The sequence below is a fragment of the Streptosporangium sp. NPDC000239 genome, assembly GCF_040300765.1.
In the GTDB taxonomy this organism is placed as follows: domain Bacteria; phylum Actinomycetota; class Actinomycetes; order Streptosporangiales; family Streptosporangiaceae; genus Streptosporangium.
In genome coordinates this window covers 237,715-253,551 of the sequence record NZ_JBEPEI010000007.1, presented here as the reverse complement: position 1 = coordinate 253,551, position 15,837 = coordinate 237,715, and the positions used below count along the sequence as shown (strand labels likewise).

Genomic DNA, 15,837 nt, shown 5'->3' with positions numbered 1-15,837 from the left:
CCGTCAATCGGCTTCTGAGTGGTCCGGCGGTTCGTTCGCGCCGCAGAGTTCGTCGGGTACCGAGACGAAGGGACGAGGCGATGATTCTGGTGACAGGGGCCACGGGAAACGTCGGACGGCACGTGCTCACCCGGTTGAGCGCGACGGGCGCCCCCGGCGTCCGCGCCCTGGTGCTCCCGCAGGAGGCCGCGTCGGTCCGGGTGCCCGACGGCGTCGGCGTCGTGCCCGGGAGCCTCGACGCGCCCGGCGGGCTGGACGAGGCGCTGACCGGGGTCGGGACGGTCTTCCTGATCTGGCCCTTCCTCACGACCCAGGGCGCGCCCGCGGTGCTGGAGGCGATCGGCGGGCACGCCCGGCGGGTGGTCTACCTGTCGTCGATCGGCGTGGACGGCCGGCCCGAGGAGCAGGACGACCCCATCTTCAGGCTGCACACCGACATGGAAGGCCTGATCGAGAGGTCCGGCCTGCCCCGGACCGTCCTGCGGGCGGACACGATCGCCAGCAACACCCTGGGCTGGGCCGACCAGATCCGCGCCACCGGGGTGGTGCGCGGTCCGCTCACCGCGGCCACGGCGGTCATCGACCCGCGTGACATCGCGGCCGTCGCCGCCCGCGCGCTCACCGACGACGCCCACCGGGGCGCGACCCACCTGCTGACCGGGCCCCGGGTGATCAGCCGTCCCGAGCAGGTCCGGGCGATCGGCACGGCGATCGGCCGTGAACTCCGCTTCGAGGAGGTCCCCGTACCGGACGCGCGGGCGCGGATGCTCGCCGACGGCCGTCCGCCCGCCCTGGTGGACGCGCTACTGGCGGCGGCCGAGAAGCGCTCGGCCTCGTCCCTGGTCACCTCGACCGTCGAGGACCTCACCGGGCGCCCGCCGTACGACTTCCGGCAGTGGGCACACGACCACCGTGAGTCCTTCCGATGAACGACCACCTCGGATCGAACACGCCGAACCGGTGACCGCCCCCGGTGCCGTCACGCACTACGAAACAGGCCGGTCACCGGTGCGGACCGGTTCGTCCCAGTCGATGCGGTAGTCGTAGATCCAGCGACTCGGATCCGCGCCCCTGCGGGCCATGAATCTCATCCCCGCGGCCATGACGAGGTCACGCGGTATGCGCGCCAGGGGCCCGAGCCCCTTCCAGCCTCCGGTGCGGTTGCCCTGGTCGACGACCCGTTCCACGCGCTCGCGCCGGAGCCGTTCGTAGGCGGTGAAGGCGGTGGTGACGCCGGGGCTGTCGCGCAGGCACTTGGCCAGGACGACGGTGTCCTCGATGGCCATGGCAGCGCCCTGCCCGATCGAGGGGGCGGTGGCGTGGGCGGCGTCCCCGATGACGATCATCCGGTCGCGGTGCCACCGGGGCACGGAGGGGACGTCGTAGGTCTTCCAGGCGGGGAAGATCTCGTCGGAGGCCGCGACGAGGTCGGCGGCGGGACCGGCGTCGCGCCGGAACAACTCGACCAGGTGGGCCCGCCACTCCTGTGGGTCGATCGCGTCCAGCTCGGCGCGGGTCGGCTCGGCCTTCCTGGCCGGGTTCGCCGCCCACCAGACCTCCCCGCTCGGATGGGTGAGGTGCACGAAGAAGCAGTGCCTGCCGAAGATCGCGCTCATCACCCCCGGCTCGGCGCCGGTCCGGACACCGCGCGCGTAGCCACCGGTGTTGAGCAGCCCGGAGTAGCGGACGCCGGGGGCGGCCGGGTCGATGATCTTGCGGGTACGCGACCACAGGCCGTCCGCGCCGATCAGCAGGTCTCCTTCGGCCGTGCCGCCGTCGGCGAACCTCGCCAGCACCCCGCCTCCCCCGCCGTGGGCGTCCACGAGCCGCCTGCCGTACTCGATCCGCACGCCCTGCCGTACGGCGTGCTCGCGGAGCAGGCGGTAGAGGTCGGCTCGCTTGACGGTCCTGCTGACGGTGCCGTCCGGCAGGGGTTCGCCGTACCGGAGCTCGCCGAGTTTCCTGCCGGAGCCGCTGGTGAGGGTCATCCTCGGCGTCTCGAAGCCGATCTCGCCGACGTCCACGCCGAGGGTGCGTAACGCGGCGAGCGCGTTCACCGCGAGTGTCAGGAATGCGCCCACGTTGTCGGCGCCGTGCTCGTAGGCCTCGTAGACGACCGGCTCGATGCCCGCCTTACGGAGAGCGATCGCGCTCAGTGTGCCCGCGATGCCGCCGCCCACGATCAGTGACGTGTATGTCATACACATAAATCTATGTCATACACTTCGCGGGTGAAGGAAGAAGAGCTGCCCGCGGGTCTCAGCGCGCTGTGGGCCCGGTTCGACGAGCCCGAACCGGAGCGGAGAAGCCGGCTGACCCTGTCCCGCGTCGTCCAGGCGGCGGTGGAGCTGGCCGACGCCGACGGCCTCGACGCCGTGTCGATGGCGCGGGTCGCCGAACGGCTCGGCTTCACCACGATGTCGATCTACCGGTACGTCAGGAGCAAGAACGAGCTGCTGCTGCTGATGCTCGACCACGTCGCGGCGCTGCCCGCCGAACTGGACGAGCCCTGTGGCGGCTGGCGCCCCGGCCTGGAGCGCTGGTGCCGCGCGCAGTGGGAGATGCTGCACACCCACCCCTGGATCGTGCGCCTGCCGATCACCGGGCCACCGATCACCCCCAACCAGCTTACGTGGACCGACCGTGCCCTGGGAGCGTTGAAGGACACCGGGCTGAGCGAGGCCGACAAGGTGGGGGTCGCCCTGCTGGTCGCCAGCCACATGCACACCGTGGCGCGGCTGAGCGCCGACCTCGGACAGGCCGCCTCGGGCGAGTCGATCGCCGCCTACAGCGACCTGCTCGGCGGCCTGGTCGACGGGCGGCGCTTCCCCGCGCTGCGCGCCGCCGTCGACGCGGGCGCCTACGACTACCCCGCGGAGACCCCGGCGGACGAGCGGCGGCTGGACTACCGGTTCGGGCTCGCCCGGATCCTGGACGGCGTGGCCGCGCTGATCCGCGCCACGGGCGGATGACTACTCGGGCCAGTCGGAGTCCTTGATGACCTCGACGAAGTCACCGCGCCGGAAGCCGGGAACGTAGTGGGCCAGTACGTCGGCCTTGACGTTGCCGAAGGTCGTCTCCGGACGGTCCTTGACGCCCTCGGTGAAGGCGGCGAGAATCCGGTTCTTGAAGTCTGGCCGGGGGTGGGCCGCGACCACGGCCTCGCGCTGCTCGTCGGAGACCGCGTGATAGCCGATGCCCAGAACGTCCAGCTCCACGCCACGGGTGATCAGGGCCACCTCGGGCGCCATGTGCAGCGGGATCTCCGGGGTGGTGTGCAGGGCGATCCCCGTCCAGACCCGGTCGGCAGGCTCTCCGGTGACACCGTGGGCGTTCAGGAAGCGGCGGGCCTCGTCGGCGCCGTCGATCTCGAAACGCTGGTCGGTACGGCGGAAGCGCTCGGTCAGCCCCAGGTCGTGGAACATGGCCCCCACGTACAGCAGCTCCGGATCGAAGTCCAGCCCCTGCTCCCGGCCGCGTAGCGCCCCGAACAGGAACACCCGCCGGGAGTGGTCGAACAGCAGGGGGGAGGCGGCCTCACGCACCAGTTCGGTCGCCTCACGCGCCAGGGCGCTGTCCGGGATCCGTACACCCGCGATCGATTCACCCGTCATGACTGCCTCTCCTCACCCTCGATCGGTTGACTCCTCCAGATTCACCCGGTGCCATACCCTGACACCATGTCCATACGGCCATGTGAACCACAGATTCCGACATGACGCATCGAGTGGCCTTCGTGGTGTTCGACGGTGTGACCCTGCTCGACGTCAGCGGCCCCCTGGAGGTGCTGCACCAGGCGGGCCGGTACACCTCGGTCCTGGTCTCCCCCCACGGCGGCGACGTCCGGACGGCCTCCGGACCGACGTTGGCCGCGACGACGACGGCGGCCGACGCCGGGCCCGTCGACACGGTCGTGGTCGCCGGAGCCGACCACCACGCGGAGCGGGGCCCCGAGGACGAACTGCTGACGACGGTCGCCGACCTCGCCGACCGGGCGGCACGGGTCGCCTCGGTCTGCAGCGGCGCCTTCGTCCTGGCGGCGCTCGGCCTGCTCGACGGCCGGAGGGCGACCACCCACTGGCGGCACGCGCGGGCTCTCGCCCGCCGCCACCCCCTCGTGCGCGTCGAACCGGACGCCCTGCACATCCGGGACGGCCGTTACGTCACCTCCGCGGGGATCAGCGCGGGCATCGACCTGGCCCTCGCGCTGGTGGAACACGACCACGGAGCGGGCGCGGCCCGGGACATCGCCCGTGAACTGGTCGTGTTCATGCAGCGCCCGGGCGGCCAGTCACAGTTCTCCACGGCGCTGGCGACCCCACCGGCACGCGGCGACCTGCTGCGCTCACTGACCGCCTCCGTACTCGCCGACCCGGCGGCAGACCACAGCCTGCCCGCCATGGCCGCCTCCGCGTCGGTCAGCACCCGGCACCTGACCCGGCTGTTCCAGGCGGAGCTGGACACGACTCCGGCCCGCTGGGTCGAACGTGTCCGTCTCGACCGCGCCCAGCAGCTCCTCCTCGACGGGCACAGCATCACCTCGGCGGCACGGCACAGCGGTCTCGGCAGCGACGAGACCCTGCGCCGCACCTTCGCCCGCCACCTGGGCACCACGCCCACCGAGTACCGCAGACGTTTCGGCACCACGACCTGACATCGACCTGACATCGACCTGACATTCGAAGCGGCCACGCCGTCGTAACGGTGAGGGACAGGAAATCCACACCGGAAGAAAAGGGGCGGGCGGCGATGACCACGCGACACGAAACAGACGAGACCGTTCTCCGGAGGCACCTCGGCAGGCTGGTCGAGGCGATCCAGGCCAAGGACCTTGAGGGCCTGGAACGTCTCTACGCGGCGGACGTCGTGTCCTTCGACGTGGAACCTCCGCTGCGGCACGTCGGAGCGGAGGCGAAACTCAGGAACTGGGCGAACGTGTTCGCGTTCTTCGCGGACGTGACCTACGAGGTGCGCGACCTGAGACTCGTCGTGGGTGACGACGTGGCGTTCGGGTACGGCTTCGGCCGGCTCAGCGGCACGTCGAGGAACGGGACCGCGACGAGCGGCATATGGGTCAGGGGCACCTTCTGCTTCCAGAAGATCGACGGCGACTGGCTGATCGTGCACGACCAGGCCTCCGTGCCGTTCGACATCGCGACCGGCAGAGGGGTGATCGACCTGGAACCCTGACGGCAGACGGGAGACTCGGTCTGAGGTGGCCCGGCCGGTTCGCGACTCTCACGGGGAGATGGGATACCTTGGCGGGACGGCGACCGTCCGCGCCGAACCTCCGGCGACCCGCCCCAGCCGGGTCACCCACGGAGGCAAAGGGAGGCCCACCTCTCGGCCGGAGCTTCGTTGCCGATCGCGTGCCCGCCGTACCGGTCGCTGGGGGATCCACGGTTGGCCGCGTGGGAGACGACCATGACGAAGCAGCCCGACTTCAAACGACGCGTGCGCGCCCGGATGGCCAAGACCGGCGAGTCGTACGCCGCCGCCCGTGGCAGGCTCCTCGCCGAACGGCCGACCGACGACCGGATGGCCACGGCGTTGCATGTCAGCAACGGCGACGGCACGGCCCTGCCGGGAACCGGGCTCGCCCGGCGCGTGCTGTTCTGGCGTGACGTCCTGCACGACGGCCCGGTGCCCGCGGTGGGGGCCGGGGAGCTCCGCCGTGTCAGGGCCGGTTTCCTCGCCGAGGCGGGCGCGGACGAACGGGGTGAGGCCGCGGCGATGTTCGCCGAACGCGACCGCGTCCTGGAGGACAACCGGGACGGCGAGTACGTGCTGTGGTTCGAGGCGGACCTGTACGACCAGCTGCAGATCATCCAGATCCTCGCCCGCCTCGCCGACCTGGGTGTTCCCGCACGGCGCATCACCTTGATCTGCATCGGCGAGCATCCCGGCATCGCCCGCTTCGGCGGCCTCGGCCAGCTGACCGTGGAACAGCTGCGCGAGCTGCCCGCGACGAGGGCGTGCGCCCGGCTGACCCCGGACGCGCTGCGGCTCGCCACCCACGCCTGGGACGCCTTCCGGGCGCCGACCCCCGACGGCCTCGGCGCCGTCGCCGCGAGCCACTCGGCTGAGCTGCGCTTCCTCGGCGAGGCGTTCGACCGGCTCAGCAGGGAGTACCCGGCCACCCGCGACGGGCTGTCACTGGCCGAACGACGGGTACTCGCCGCAGTCGCCGACGGCGCGCCCGACGCAGGAACCGTGTTCATCCGTGCGGCGGCGCGGGAAACACGCCCGTACCTCGGAGACATCTGGTACTTCGCGATGATCGACCGGATGGTCCGTGCTCCGGTTCCGCTGCTCGATGCCGGGCGAGGGGACCGCCGGGTCGGCCACACCACCCGCCTGCGCCTGACCGAAACCGGAGCACGGGTACTCGCGGGCGAGGCCGACCACGTCGCGCTCAACGGTCTCGACCGCTGGATCGGCGGCGTCCACCTGAGCGGCCGCCACGTACGCTGGCGCTGGGACGACGGGCTCGAAACCATCACGGGAAAGGCCTGACGAGCGCACGTCAACCGCGCCGCCGGTCTCCGCCTCCGGCGTCCAGCGCCTCGACCACCTGGCGGTGCACCCGGGTCAGCACGACGACCAGCACCACGAGGACGACGTCCAGGATCAGCACCGAGACCAGCGGCGGCAGCCACCGCGCCGCGACCCCGACCGCGGCGCGGCGCCGCACTGGCGACCCGGGAACTGCCGGTCCTGTCACCGGTGACGGTGAACACGGCCGCCCTCGCCGAAGCACGCGGGCGACCGTATGAGTCGGTCGTGCTGCTCGGGGCCACCGCCCGGCTGCGGGGCGCGCACGACCGCACCGATCCGCAGGTCCGTGACCTCACCCGTCGCGGCCAGGCCGCGCTCGGCGGGGAGGGGTTCGCCGCGGTGTACGCGAAGGGCTGGGAGCTGGACGCGAGGACGGCCGTGAGCGTGGACGTCATCCGCCCGCGGCGTCCTCGGCCTCCCAGCGCAGCAGGTCACCCGGCTGGCACTTGAGGACCTCGCAGAGAGCGGCGAGCGTCGAGAAGCGCACCGCCTTGGCGCGGCCGTTCTTGAGCACCGCCAGGTTGGCGGGCGTGATCCCGACGCGGTCCGCGAGATCGCCCACGGACATCTTCCGCCTGGCCAGCATCACGTCGATGTCGACGATGATCGGCATCAGATCACCTCGTCCAGCTCGGCCCGCATCCGCGTCGCTTCGACGTCGCGCGCGACGGCCTGGGCGAGCAGCATCCGCAGTACGAGCACGATGAGCGCGACCCCCAGGATGCCCAGGCCGATCCCGCCCATGATGACGGTGACACCCGGGTCGTCCCGCTGACCCGGCGCGTTGAGGGCCGTGACCGCGAACCACAGGAGGGCGGCCACAACGATCGCGCCGATCACGGCGTCCACGTACCGGAAGGCGGCGTGGGAGAACACGGTTCCGCGACGCACCATCGTCACCAGCCGCCATACGCCGACCAGGGTGACCTGGCCCGACACCATGCCCAGGATCGTGATCAAGCGCAGCGGGGTCAGCGGGAGCGACCCGTCCTCCGGATCGGTGGCCAATGCCCACACCATCGATGCCTGTACGAACACGGTGCCGACGAACACCGCCGCGAGCACGACGCGAAGCGCACGCACTGTCAGTTTTCCCATGACCCGTCCTTCCATCGAATCGCGATGGAAATCTATCGATTTTCGATACCTTGGGCAAGGGTTGGAGGTGGTGACTTCGCGCCGTCGCGGGAGTCCCGTTGGTGACGGCGCAGGATTTCCAGGACGCGAAGGCAGGACGGCTTGAGCATGCCCTCCTGCGGCCGGTCAGCCGGACGGGAGAGGTGAGCCGAGCATCCAGTTGCCGGGCGCCTCGGTGTCGGTGCTGAGGTAGAACTCCTCGATGGCGGCGCGGAACTCCTCATGGGTGAGGGTGCCGCTGCCGTTGCGATCGAGGCGCCGGAAGGCCGCGCCGGAGACGGCCGGGGTGATACCGAGGGCGTCGTACAGGCGGACGTACTCATCGGCGGTGAGCGCGCCGCTTCCGTCAGTGTCCAGGGCGCGCATGAGGGCGTCGACGATGGGCATCACCAGGCGTTCGAGGGTCGCGGCGTCGGAGGCGACGTGGGAGCGCATGGCGGAGACGAACCGCTGGGGACCGATGCGGCCCTGAGCGTCCGGGACACCGGCCTCGCCCAGGACGTCCCACCAGATCATGAACGCCGCGCGTAGCACGCTCTTGGCGCTCTCGTCCGGGGTCACCGCGGCGAACACCTCGCCGATCCGCTGGAAGTCATCGCGGGTGAGATGGCCGTCGCCGGTGCGGTCGAACCAGGTGAACAGGAAGGTGAACTTCTGCTCGGTGCTGTCGTGGACCATGGTGGCCTCCTTGAGCGGGGGCGGTCGGGTGAGGGGCTGGGGTGGGGACACCGGTCGGGGCGAAGGTCGACGCCGTGGCGATGGGCGGCGACGTGTGCCGTGAAGGCATGGAACTCCAACCAGGATCCAGGGCTGCATAAAGCGACATATCAGATGCGAAGAGTAGTTGTTTGTGATCAGGGGTGCACTACCAAGCACGGTGACATTGACCTTTCGCCCTACTCCCCCGGACCGACCCTTCGAAAGTGGCGTTCGAAAGTGGCGACGGTCGAGCCAGCGATCCACCGCCGGGGCGGCGGGGTCCGCCCGCCTCGGACGACGGTGAGGGTGGCACGATCTCAACGTCGGCACCCGTCTCATCCCGGCGGACAACTCGCATTCTTCGTTGGGTGTTGTGGTGTTCTCGCCGGATAACGCCTTTGTCCGACAGGGGGAAAGCGAGCCGGAACTCGGCGGATAAGACGGGATGGTGGAAGTTCTGCTTGATGAAGGGGCCGAAGGGTTCGAAAAACGGCCTCTCCCGCGATGCCTCTCGCTGCCGGGTGTGGGTCTTGGCCGAGGTCGCCGGGACCGGCTCTGGCGGCGTTGGACGTGCTTGACGGCCGACATGGGCGGGTTCGGGAAGGGGTGGCCGGGGTCCGGTCGCCGAGGGTGGCGGGGTGGGGATGGTGCGGGTTCCGGTGGGTGCCCGGGGTGGTGTTCTGGCAGTTCAGAGGGCTTTCCGAATATTTCGGAAAGCCGCTGGATCTTGTCCGGTGGGGTGCGGGAAGTGAGACCGGGGTCGGCGTGGCGTTCAGGCACCCGCCGTCTCGGACGCCCGTCTTGTCTTCCTGGGCGCGGCGTGGACCGTTCGAGGGACATGTGGGGCCCCTGTACCGGCAGGGGCCCCTTTATTTATTTCCCCTCTTTTGTCCGGTTCCCCGATGTGGGAAGGTTTCGGCCGCGAATCGCGGTTTCGGAACGGTCGTACGGAATGGGCCGCGGCTATAAGTCGCATACGACCGAACGCTTCCGGAGAATTCCGAAGGACGGAAAGGTCAGGAAATCTAGACCGGTGACTAGGAAATGCGTAACTCTTACGACCACAGATCAAGGGCGGCCGGTAACCGCCCGACGAACACCGCAGCGGATTCCACGCCGCGCCCAGGAAAGAGGCCCACATGTCCGTCCGTACCCCGCGCCGGAAGTCGCCGGCGCCCGCTACGCGCCCCACCCCGGTGACCATGCCCTCCGGCCACCGGATCGTCGTCCTGATCGTGGTCGTCCTCGTCACGGCGGTACTGCGGGTGAGCGGCCAGCCGCTGCCCGAGAGCCTCCTGCTGGTACTCGCGACGGGCGGCGCGGCCGCCCAGATCAGCTCGTGGCTGGCCGGCGGAACAGCCGGAAGCAGGTGGTCGTGACGCCCGGGGCGGACGATGTCCCGGTCCGGTCGCTGGTGGAGGAGCTGAAGGACGTCACCACACCCGAGCAGTTCGGGCAGCAGTTGAAAGGCTCAAGGAGGTCGACGGTCTGAGGTCTTCCTCAAGGAGTTCGCCGACCTTCTCGGCGACAAGAACCAACGTAGGCAGTTCCACTTCTCCACGCGGGGCAACTCGGTCCTCCAGGACGTGCGCACAGGAGATGTTCCTGCCGAAGTTCCTCCACGAGCTGCAGAACCGTGCCTGCCCGGACAAGCTCATCACGGTCATCACCGGCTCGGACGGCGCCGCGCAACCCAGGGACACACCCGAGCTCACCGACCCGAAGGTGTCCACCGTGCTGATCTACGCCCTGGGTTCCTTCAAAGGTGTGGAGAAGCGCATTCCCGGGGCGGGCGGTCGTCACCTTCGACCTCACGCGCCGGGTTCCGAGGTCGTCCGCATCGCTTCGCCCGGCAGGTAACCCATCGAGAACACACCATCCGCCATATCCCGACCGCGAAGGAATGTTTCACCACGAACCCGTACGGTGCCGCCCACGACCCATTGTGGGCGGCACCGGACCTTTCCGGAAGTGAGAGCCGCGCGTCATCGCCGATGCCGACGTCCACTGCCATCACCCGGACCGTCTGCCCCATGCTGACAACGAGATCATCGCGCGGGCTTCTCGCCGTTCCACGCCCGTCTGCGACCTATGGGGGCGGGGAAGGCCGCCCGTCATGCCGGTTTAGCGGGAGACCGACCAGTAGTAGTTGGGGCTGTAGCCGTCGTCGGCCAGGACGACGAACTCGTTCGGCCCGGCGCCGTAGACGGGTCTGATGGCGTTTCTGGTGATGGAGGAGACGAACTTGACGGTGCGCCAATCGCCCTCGCGGTCGGGCTCGGCCCGCCACAGGAACTCGTTCGTGCTGCTGCAGTCCTTGCTGACCACGCTGGGCAGGCCGTCGACGATGCGGCCGGGCGCGGCGCACAGGTTGGACTTGGCGTTGCGCATGCGGAACCAGAGATAACCGCCCCGCACCTGGCCCTCCTCGAAGAACCACTCGTTGGCCGGCGGGGTCACGCCCGCGGTCCAGGCGAGCACGTAGCAGTTGACGCAGCCCGGGGCGGAGTAGCCCTCGTGGATGAGATAGCCGTTGGTCCTGACGTTCTGGACGACGTGACGGCGCTCGTCGTCGACGAACGGCGGGGAGACGACAGGCGAGGGCGTGGCCTCTGCGACGGGGGCCTGGGCGGGCCGGGCGGCGGATGCGGCGTCGGCCGGCGTGGCGACGAGCAACGCGCCGGCGAGCGCGAGCATCGACAACACCGCCGGCAGAACCAGCTTGGCGGTCGAGTACGGCGACTTCATGGGTTTCCTTTCACGGTTGGGCCGGCAAAACAGGGGCGGCCCGCGAGGGCCGCTGTGGGCCGGGTGGGTCGCGGGCAGCGCCGAACCAGGTGGCGGTCGTGTCCTCATCCGTCCGGAGCGGGAGCCGCCCTTCGGGAGACAGGGAGTCAGGACGCCTGCGGGGAGGTGGGGCCCTCGTTGCCGATCCAGGTGACGTACCAGCCGTAGCGTTCGGCGTCGGCCGGGCTCAGCGGCCCGCCGTCGGTCCAGCGCACGTAGACGCGAAAGCCGGTGGGAGTGGCGTCGTAGATGCCGGTTGCGCCGCTGAGCAGCCACTGCGATCCGCCGGTGCTGCTGATCGAGGCCACGTAGACCGGGGTGGCGGCGAACTCGGCGTCGCCGGTGTCCACCTGCAGGGTGATGGTCGTGTCGGTGTAGACCTGCCAGCCCTGGCCGGGCTCGGTGCGGCCGGAGACGGTGTGACCACACGTCTCGGGGCAGGAAGGCGGGAACGGGGCGCAGCCTCCTCCGCAACCGCCGCCGTGACCACCGCTGTGACGGGGCGGGCAGGGCTGCGGCGGCAGCGCGCAGACGACGAGCGTGCTGGTGGTGACCGGGTGGTCGGGCGGGGTCTCGTTGGCGGTGGCCGCGGCGGTGTTGCGGATCGCGCCGGGCCTGGTCACCACGGCCTTGAGCTCCAGGCGCGCGCTGGCGTTCTCATCCAGCGTGCCGACGTTCCAGACACCGCTCGCCGGGTCGTAGCCGCCGGTTCCGGTGCCTCCGGTGGCGTGCGCGGACAGGTAGGTCAGGTGCCTGGGCAGTCTGTCGGTGACCTTCACGCCGGTGGCCTGGCCGGGGCCGTGGTTGGTGACGAGCAGGTGGAAGGTCACGACCTCCCCCACACCGACCTGGGTGCGGTCGGCCGCCTTGGTCAGGCCGAGGTCGACAGGCCTCCGCACGGGGGTGGTGACCGCGTTGGAGACGGCGTCCCTGTGCTCGACGGGGTTCTCCAGGGCGTTGTCGTAGGTCGCCTTGGCCTGGTTCTCGATCAGGTGGCCGCCGGCCGTCCGCTCGATCCTCACCTGGAACCGGACCGTGGTGGAGACCGGCCTGCCGTCGGTGGAGGGGTCCAGCCGGCCGCCCGCGTCGGCGGTGGCGCCCTCGCCGAGGCGGAAGGTCACCGTGCGCGAGACCGGATCGTAGGAGGCGCGCTCGTCGCTGCCGGCGCCGGGGCCGTTCACGATGCGCGGTGAACCGGGCACCAGGCTGGTGCCCGGCGGGACGGCGTCGGTCAGGACGAGGTTGTCGGCGGGCGAGCCGCCCTCGTTGACGGCGGTGACCTCGTAGGTGACGGTGTCGCCGATCTTCAGCTCGCCGTCGGGTGCGGCCTTCTTGGTCAGCACCACACACGGTGCGGTGCCGAAGACGATGTCGTCCAGGAAGTTGCCGACGCTGGGGCTGCCTCCGGCGGAGCGGATGGCGACGAACCCGAACCGGGTGTGGTCCTGACCCGCGGGGACGGTGTAGACGCCGCTGTGCGTGCCCCACGCGCCGGTGCCGTCCTCCAGGTTCTGGGGGTTGTTGTTGGGGACGAGCCGGGCGCCCTGCGCCGGGACCGGACCGATGTGGACCTGCATGACGTCGTTGCCGCTGCGGCCGCGGTGGCGCAGCCTCCAGTACAGCTTCTGGCCGGGCGTGGTGGGCAGGTCCTGGTACAGCATGGACGCCGAGTTGGCGTTCAGCTCGACGAACTGGGTTCCCTCCGCCGACGGGACACCGTAGGTGGAGGAGTTGGAGGGCCAGAACTCGATCTGGTTCCTGCTGTCGTTGGTCTGCCAGCCGGGTACCTGGCCGGCGTCGAGGAAGGTGACGTTGTCCCGGTTCGGTACCTGAGGCTGCTCGAAACCGCCGTTGGTCAGCACGACGCGTTTGGGACATCCGCCGGGAGGGGGGTTCTGTGGCAAGGCCATAGGGATCCTTTCCTGCCGGTTGTCGCGGTACGGCCGGAGGGTCGACCGCACCCTACGGTTGCCATTTGTAATCGACCCATTACCGAACGTTAAGTTAGATTGCGGTTACCCCCACGCCACCGTTACAGCACGGATGAAACCCCACTCTGAGGGCCACGCACGCCTTTGAACGGCACAAATGCGGTCAGACAACCACCGGTCACCGCGGCGTCCCGCGACTCCTGCACCGCGGTGGCGTCCCGGTTGGAGACGCGCCGCCGGGACAGCGTGGGTCAGACCCGGCCTCGTTGGTCTCACGGCCGAAGTCATGGGCCGGCACCCCGGCAAGGAGAACGCGACGGAGCCGCAGGGACGGTTCCATGGCCCGGCCGGCGGTGACCGAGCGCAAGGCGTCGAGCCGGTGGGCTCGGTCTATGATCCCCGCATGGCCGCACCGAGACTTCGAGCATCCGATGCGAGCGGGCGTGTGCTGGACGATCCAACCGACACCGAGGTGCACGACCTGTTCGCGGACCTGAACGCACGCTGGATGTTCGCGATCGTGGAAAGGCTGGATCGCGAGCCGGCGGGCCAGTTCTACTTCCAGGTTCACCTTGATTACGCGGGTGGCCAGAACCCGGATGCCGATGAGGAGGTCGACGTCGACTATGACGTCGAATTCCGGGAAGGCGGTCCGGATGAGCATTACCGTGCCAGGATTACCGGCCTGTACGGCTTCGCCGGGCTGGATCTCGTGCACAGGGCGTATCGCGCGTGGCGGACCGAAGACCCTGGGTTGAGGGATCTGCTGTCGTGGAGATCGCTGAAGTTCGAGAGCCGAGCTGATACGGCTCAGGGCTCCTGAGGCTACGGCGAACGGTGACCTGTCACCTCGACCGCGGCCAACACCGCCTTCACCAGGGGAAGCACACCCTCGCAGCTTGAAACGCGGTGTCTCAACGCGGGTTGCCCACCCGGTGGTCGACACCGCGACGCCCGGCCATGAAATGCGGTGGTTGTGTGCCGCTGCCCGGCCTAGGGTGCGGGCATGTCCTATGTGCTCCACGGTGTTGTCGGCGATTTCGACCATCTCCGCTCTTTGTCGGGCGATGTGCCGCGGGCTGTGGTGGCGCCTCTCCGGCAACGCCTGGGGCTGCTACCGGTGACTGACGAGATTTTCAACGAGCTGACCGACGCGCGACGGGAGAGCGGGCCGTTCACGCTCATGTCCCCGGGGTTCACCGAAAGGCTCAGGGGCTGGTCACGCGGTGGCCGTATCGCTTATGTGGAAGCGGATTTCTGGGGCGGTAACGGCAGCCAGGCCGCTGCCCTGTGGGAGAACGGCCGGCAGAGCTGGGGCCCCGGGTACGCGTCGATCCGGGTCGGACCGCCACATGAGGGCTGGCCGATCAACGCCGTGCTCGCCCGCCTCGGAGTGATCGGAGCAGGTGCGCTGGACCTCTTCGACACGGTCGGCTTTGGGCGGGAACGCGACATGGAAGGGTGGCGCCGGGCGGGCCTGGACGCACTGGAGGCCGCCGACTACGACGTGTGGGAGGCCGCGTGCCGTGCCAAGGAAGAGGCCGACGCCCGCACCGCCGCCGAACGGGACAGGTACACCAGGCGTGACGACGCCCCCGTCGTCCTCGACGGCAGAACGGTGATGCGGATGCTCGGCATCCCGCCTTCCCCGATGGTGGGGGCCGCGATCCGGCATCTCCAGGAGGTTCACCTGGAACGTGGTTCCCTCACCCGCGACGAGGCCACCGCCGAGCTTCACCGCTGGGCCCAGAGCTTCCGAAGCACTCGATGAGTCGCGAACCGCCGGGGTATGACACGCGGTGAACGTGGTGGCACCGACGTTCGAGACGGAATCCCCCGATTGGGGTCGCGCGTCCACGCTGGAGGACCGGGAGGCGGACGGGTAGGGAGACATCGTGATCAGTGGCCATGACGTGATCCCCAGTCACAACATCTTGTTCATCACGCTCGATTCGCTTCGCTTCGACACGGCGCGTTCCGTTCTTCATGCCGGTCGGAGCCCGAACCTGGCGCGGATCCTGCCGGGCGGTAACTGGGAAGAGCGCCGGACCCTCGGGACCTACACCTTCCCGGCGCACATGTCGTTCTTCGCGGGCTGGCTCCCCACTCCCGCACGCCCCGGCCGGCCTCCGCGGCTTCTGGCCTGCCGCTCCCCGAACGGCGCCACCATCGGTGAACGCACCTACGTCTTCGACGCGCCCGACATCGTCTCCGGCCTGGCCGGCCTCGGTTATCGCACCGTGTGCATCGGAGGCGTGGAGTTCTTCTCCCATCTGACACCACTGGGAAGTGTGCTTCCCGCGCTCTTCCAGGAGAGTCACTGGCATCGCCGGATGAGCGCCGATGAGCCGGACTCCACCCGCCACCAGGTGGATGTCGCCCTGCGGATCCTGGACGGCCACCCCAAGGACCGGCGCCTGTTGCTGTTCCTCAACGTCTCCGCCACGCACATGCCCACGCACTTCTACCTGCCGGGGCAGTCACAGGACTCGTGGGAAAGCCAGTGCGCCGCGCTGACCTACGCCGACGCCGAACTCGGGCGCCTGTTCGACGCGCTGCCGTCCCTCGGCCCCTGGCTCGGTCTCATCTGCGCCGATCATGGGGAGGCCTACGGCGAGGACGGCTGGACCGGCCACTCGATCTCCCACCCGACCGTGTGGGCCGTGCCGTACGCCGAGACCGTCATCCCCGCCGCGACACGCTGACGGAGCCGTCGCACGACGCT

18 protein-coding genes are annotated in these 15,837 nt (G+C 69.7%); 10 read left to right on the top strand and 8 right to left on the bottom strand.

Annotated features, from left to right (window positions below; genetic code table 11):
* Positions 1-80 precede the first annotated feature (80 nt).
* Positions 81-929: an NmrA family NAD(P)-binding protein gene (locus ABT340_RS20275; RefSeq protein WP_352012317.1), complete on the top strand. Its 849-nt coding sequence runs from the start codon at positions 81-83 to the stop codon at positions 927-929.
* Between the two features lie 57 nt (positions 930-986).
* Here ABT340_RS20275 and ABT340_RS20270 read toward each other — a convergent pair whose 3' ends face one another.
* Positions 987-2,201, bottom strand: a complete 1,215-nt coding sequence (locus ABT340_RS20270) for an FAD-dependent monooxygenase (RefSeq protein ID WP_352012316.1) — start codon at positions 2,199-2,201, stop codon at positions 987-989.
* A gap of 30 nt (positions 2,202-2,231) precedes the next feature.
* Between ABT340_RS20270 and ABT340_RS20265 the strand changes: the two genes are divergently transcribed.
* Positions 2,232-2,972 (top strand): TetR/AcrR family transcriptional regulator, encoded by a 741-nt coding sequence (locus ABT340_RS20265; RefSeq protein ID WP_352012315.1) that lies wholly within the window; start codon positions 2,232-2,234, stop codon positions 2,970-2,972.
* On the opposite strand, the gene ABT340_RS20260 is transcribed toward ABT340_RS20265, so the two are convergent.
* Positions 2,973-3,614, bottom strand: coding sequence for an HD domain-containing protein (locus tag ABT340_RS20260; RefSeq protein ID WP_352012314.1), 642 nt, complete (start codon positions 3,612-3,614; stop codon positions 2,973-2,975).
* A 101-nt stretch (positions 3,615-3,715) separates the two neighbouring features.
* On the opposite strand from ABT340_RS20260, the gene ABT340_RS20255 reads away from it, so the two are divergent.
* The 3 genes from ABT340_RS20255 (at position 3,716) to ABT340_RS20245 (ending at position 6,516) form a co-directional block, all read left to right on the top strand.
* Positions 3,716-4,654: a GlxA family transcriptional regulator gene (locus ABT340_RS20255; RefSeq protein WP_352012313.1), complete on the top strand. Its 939-nt coding sequence runs from the start codon at positions 3,716-3,718 to the stop codon at positions 4,652-4,654.
* Between the two features lie 95 nt (positions 4,655-4,749).
* Positions 4,750-5,190, top strand: coding sequence for a YybH family protein (locus ABT340_RS20250; protein ID WP_352012312.1), 441 nt, complete (start codon positions 4,750-4,752; stop codon positions 5,188-5,190).
* Between the two features lie 234 nt (positions 5,191-5,424).
* Positions 5,425-6,516, top strand: a complete 1,092-nt coding sequence (locus tag ABT340_RS20245; protein ID WP_352012311.1) for a hypothetical protein — start codon at positions 5,425-5,427, stop codon at positions 6,514-6,516.
* A 10-nt stretch (positions 6,517-6,526) separates the two neighbouring features.
* Here the strand turns inward: ABT340_RS20245 and ABT340_RS20240 are convergent, their stop codons facing one another.
* The 4 genes from ABT340_RS20240 to ABT340_RS20225 all read right to left on the bottom strand — a co-directional run bounded on the left by ABT340_RS20240 (position 6,527) and on the right by ABT340_RS20225 (position 8,373).
* Positions 6,527-6,694, bottom strand: coding sequence for a hypothetical protein (locus tag ABT340_RS20240; protein ID WP_352012310.1), 168 nt, complete (start codon positions 6,692-6,694; stop codon positions 6,527-6,529).
* A gap of 255 nt (positions 6,695-6,949) precedes the next feature.
* Entirely contained in the window at positions 6,950-7,171 is a 222-nt protein-coding gene (locus tag ABT340_RS20235; RefSeq protein ID WP_352012309.1) for a helix-turn-helix domain-containing protein, read from the bottom strand.
* Complete coding sequence (locus ABT340_RS20230) at positions 7,171-7,656, bottom strand: DUF2975 domain-containing protein (protein WP_352012308.1); 486 nt, start codon at positions 7,654-7,656, stop codon at positions 7,171-7,173. The genes ABT340_RS20235 and ABT340_RS20230 overlap by 1 nt, the downstream gene beginning before the upstream one ends.
* Positions 7,657-7,821: 165 nt before the next feature.
* Positions 7,822-8,373: an EF-hand domain-containing protein gene (locus ABT340_RS20225; RefSeq protein WP_352012307.1), complete on the bottom strand. Its 552-nt coding sequence runs from the start codon at positions 8,371-8,373 to the stop codon at positions 7,822-7,824.
* Positions 8,374-9,533: 1,160 nt separating this feature from the next.
* Here ABT340_RS20225 and ABT340_RS20220 point away from each other — a divergent pair.
* On the top strand, positions 9,534-9,773 hold the full coding sequence (locus ABT340_RS20220; protein ID WP_352012306.1) for a hypothetical protein: 240 nt from the start codon (positions 9,534-9,536) through the stop codon (positions 9,771-9,773).
* Positions 9,774-9,993: 220 nt separating this feature from the next.
* Positions 9,994-10,254 (top strand): hypothetical protein, encoded by a 261-nt coding sequence (locus tag ABT340_RS20215; RefSeq protein WP_352012305.1) that lies wholly within the window; start codon positions 9,994-9,996, stop codon positions 10,252-10,254.
* A gap of 264 nt (positions 10,255-10,518) precedes the next feature.
* Here the strand turns inward: ABT340_RS20215 and ABT340_RS20210 are convergent, their stop codons facing one another.
* On the bottom strand, positions 10,519-11,142 hold the full coding sequence (locus ABT340_RS20210; RefSeq protein ID WP_352012304.1) for a hypothetical protein: 624 nt from the start codon (positions 11,140-11,142) through the stop codon (positions 10,519-10,521).
* A gap of 146 nt (positions 11,143-11,288) precedes the next feature.
* On the bottom strand, positions 11,289-13,091 hold the full coding sequence (locus ABT340_RS20205) for a hypothetical protein (RefSeq protein ID WP_352012303.1): 1,803 nt from the start codon (positions 13,089-13,091) through the stop codon (positions 11,289-11,291).
* A gap of 307 nt (positions 13,092-13,398) precedes the next feature.
* On the opposite strand from ABT340_RS20205, the gene ABT340_RS20200 reads away from it, so the two are divergent.
* The 3 genes from ABT340_RS20200 (at position 13,399) to ABT340_RS20190 (ending at position 15,817) form a co-directional block, all read left to right on the top strand.
* On the top strand, positions 13,399-13,935 hold the full coding sequence (locus ABT340_RS20200) for a hypothetical protein (protein WP_352012302.1): 537 nt from the start codon (positions 13,399-13,401) through the stop codon (positions 13,933-13,935).
* Positions 13,936-14,232: 297 nt separating this feature from the next.
* Positions 14,233-14,883, top strand: coding sequence for a globin family protein (locus ABT340_RS20195; protein WP_352012301.1), 651 nt, complete (start codon positions 14,233-14,235; stop codon positions 14,881-14,883).
* 124 nt (positions 14,884-15,007) lie between these two features.
* Positions 15,008-15,817 (top strand): STM4013/SEN3800 family hydrolase, encoded by an 810-nt coding sequence (locus ABT340_RS20190; protein WP_352012300.1) that lies wholly within the window; start codon positions 15,008-15,010, stop codon positions 15,815-15,817.
* Positions 15,818-15,837: the final 20 nt, after the last annotated feature.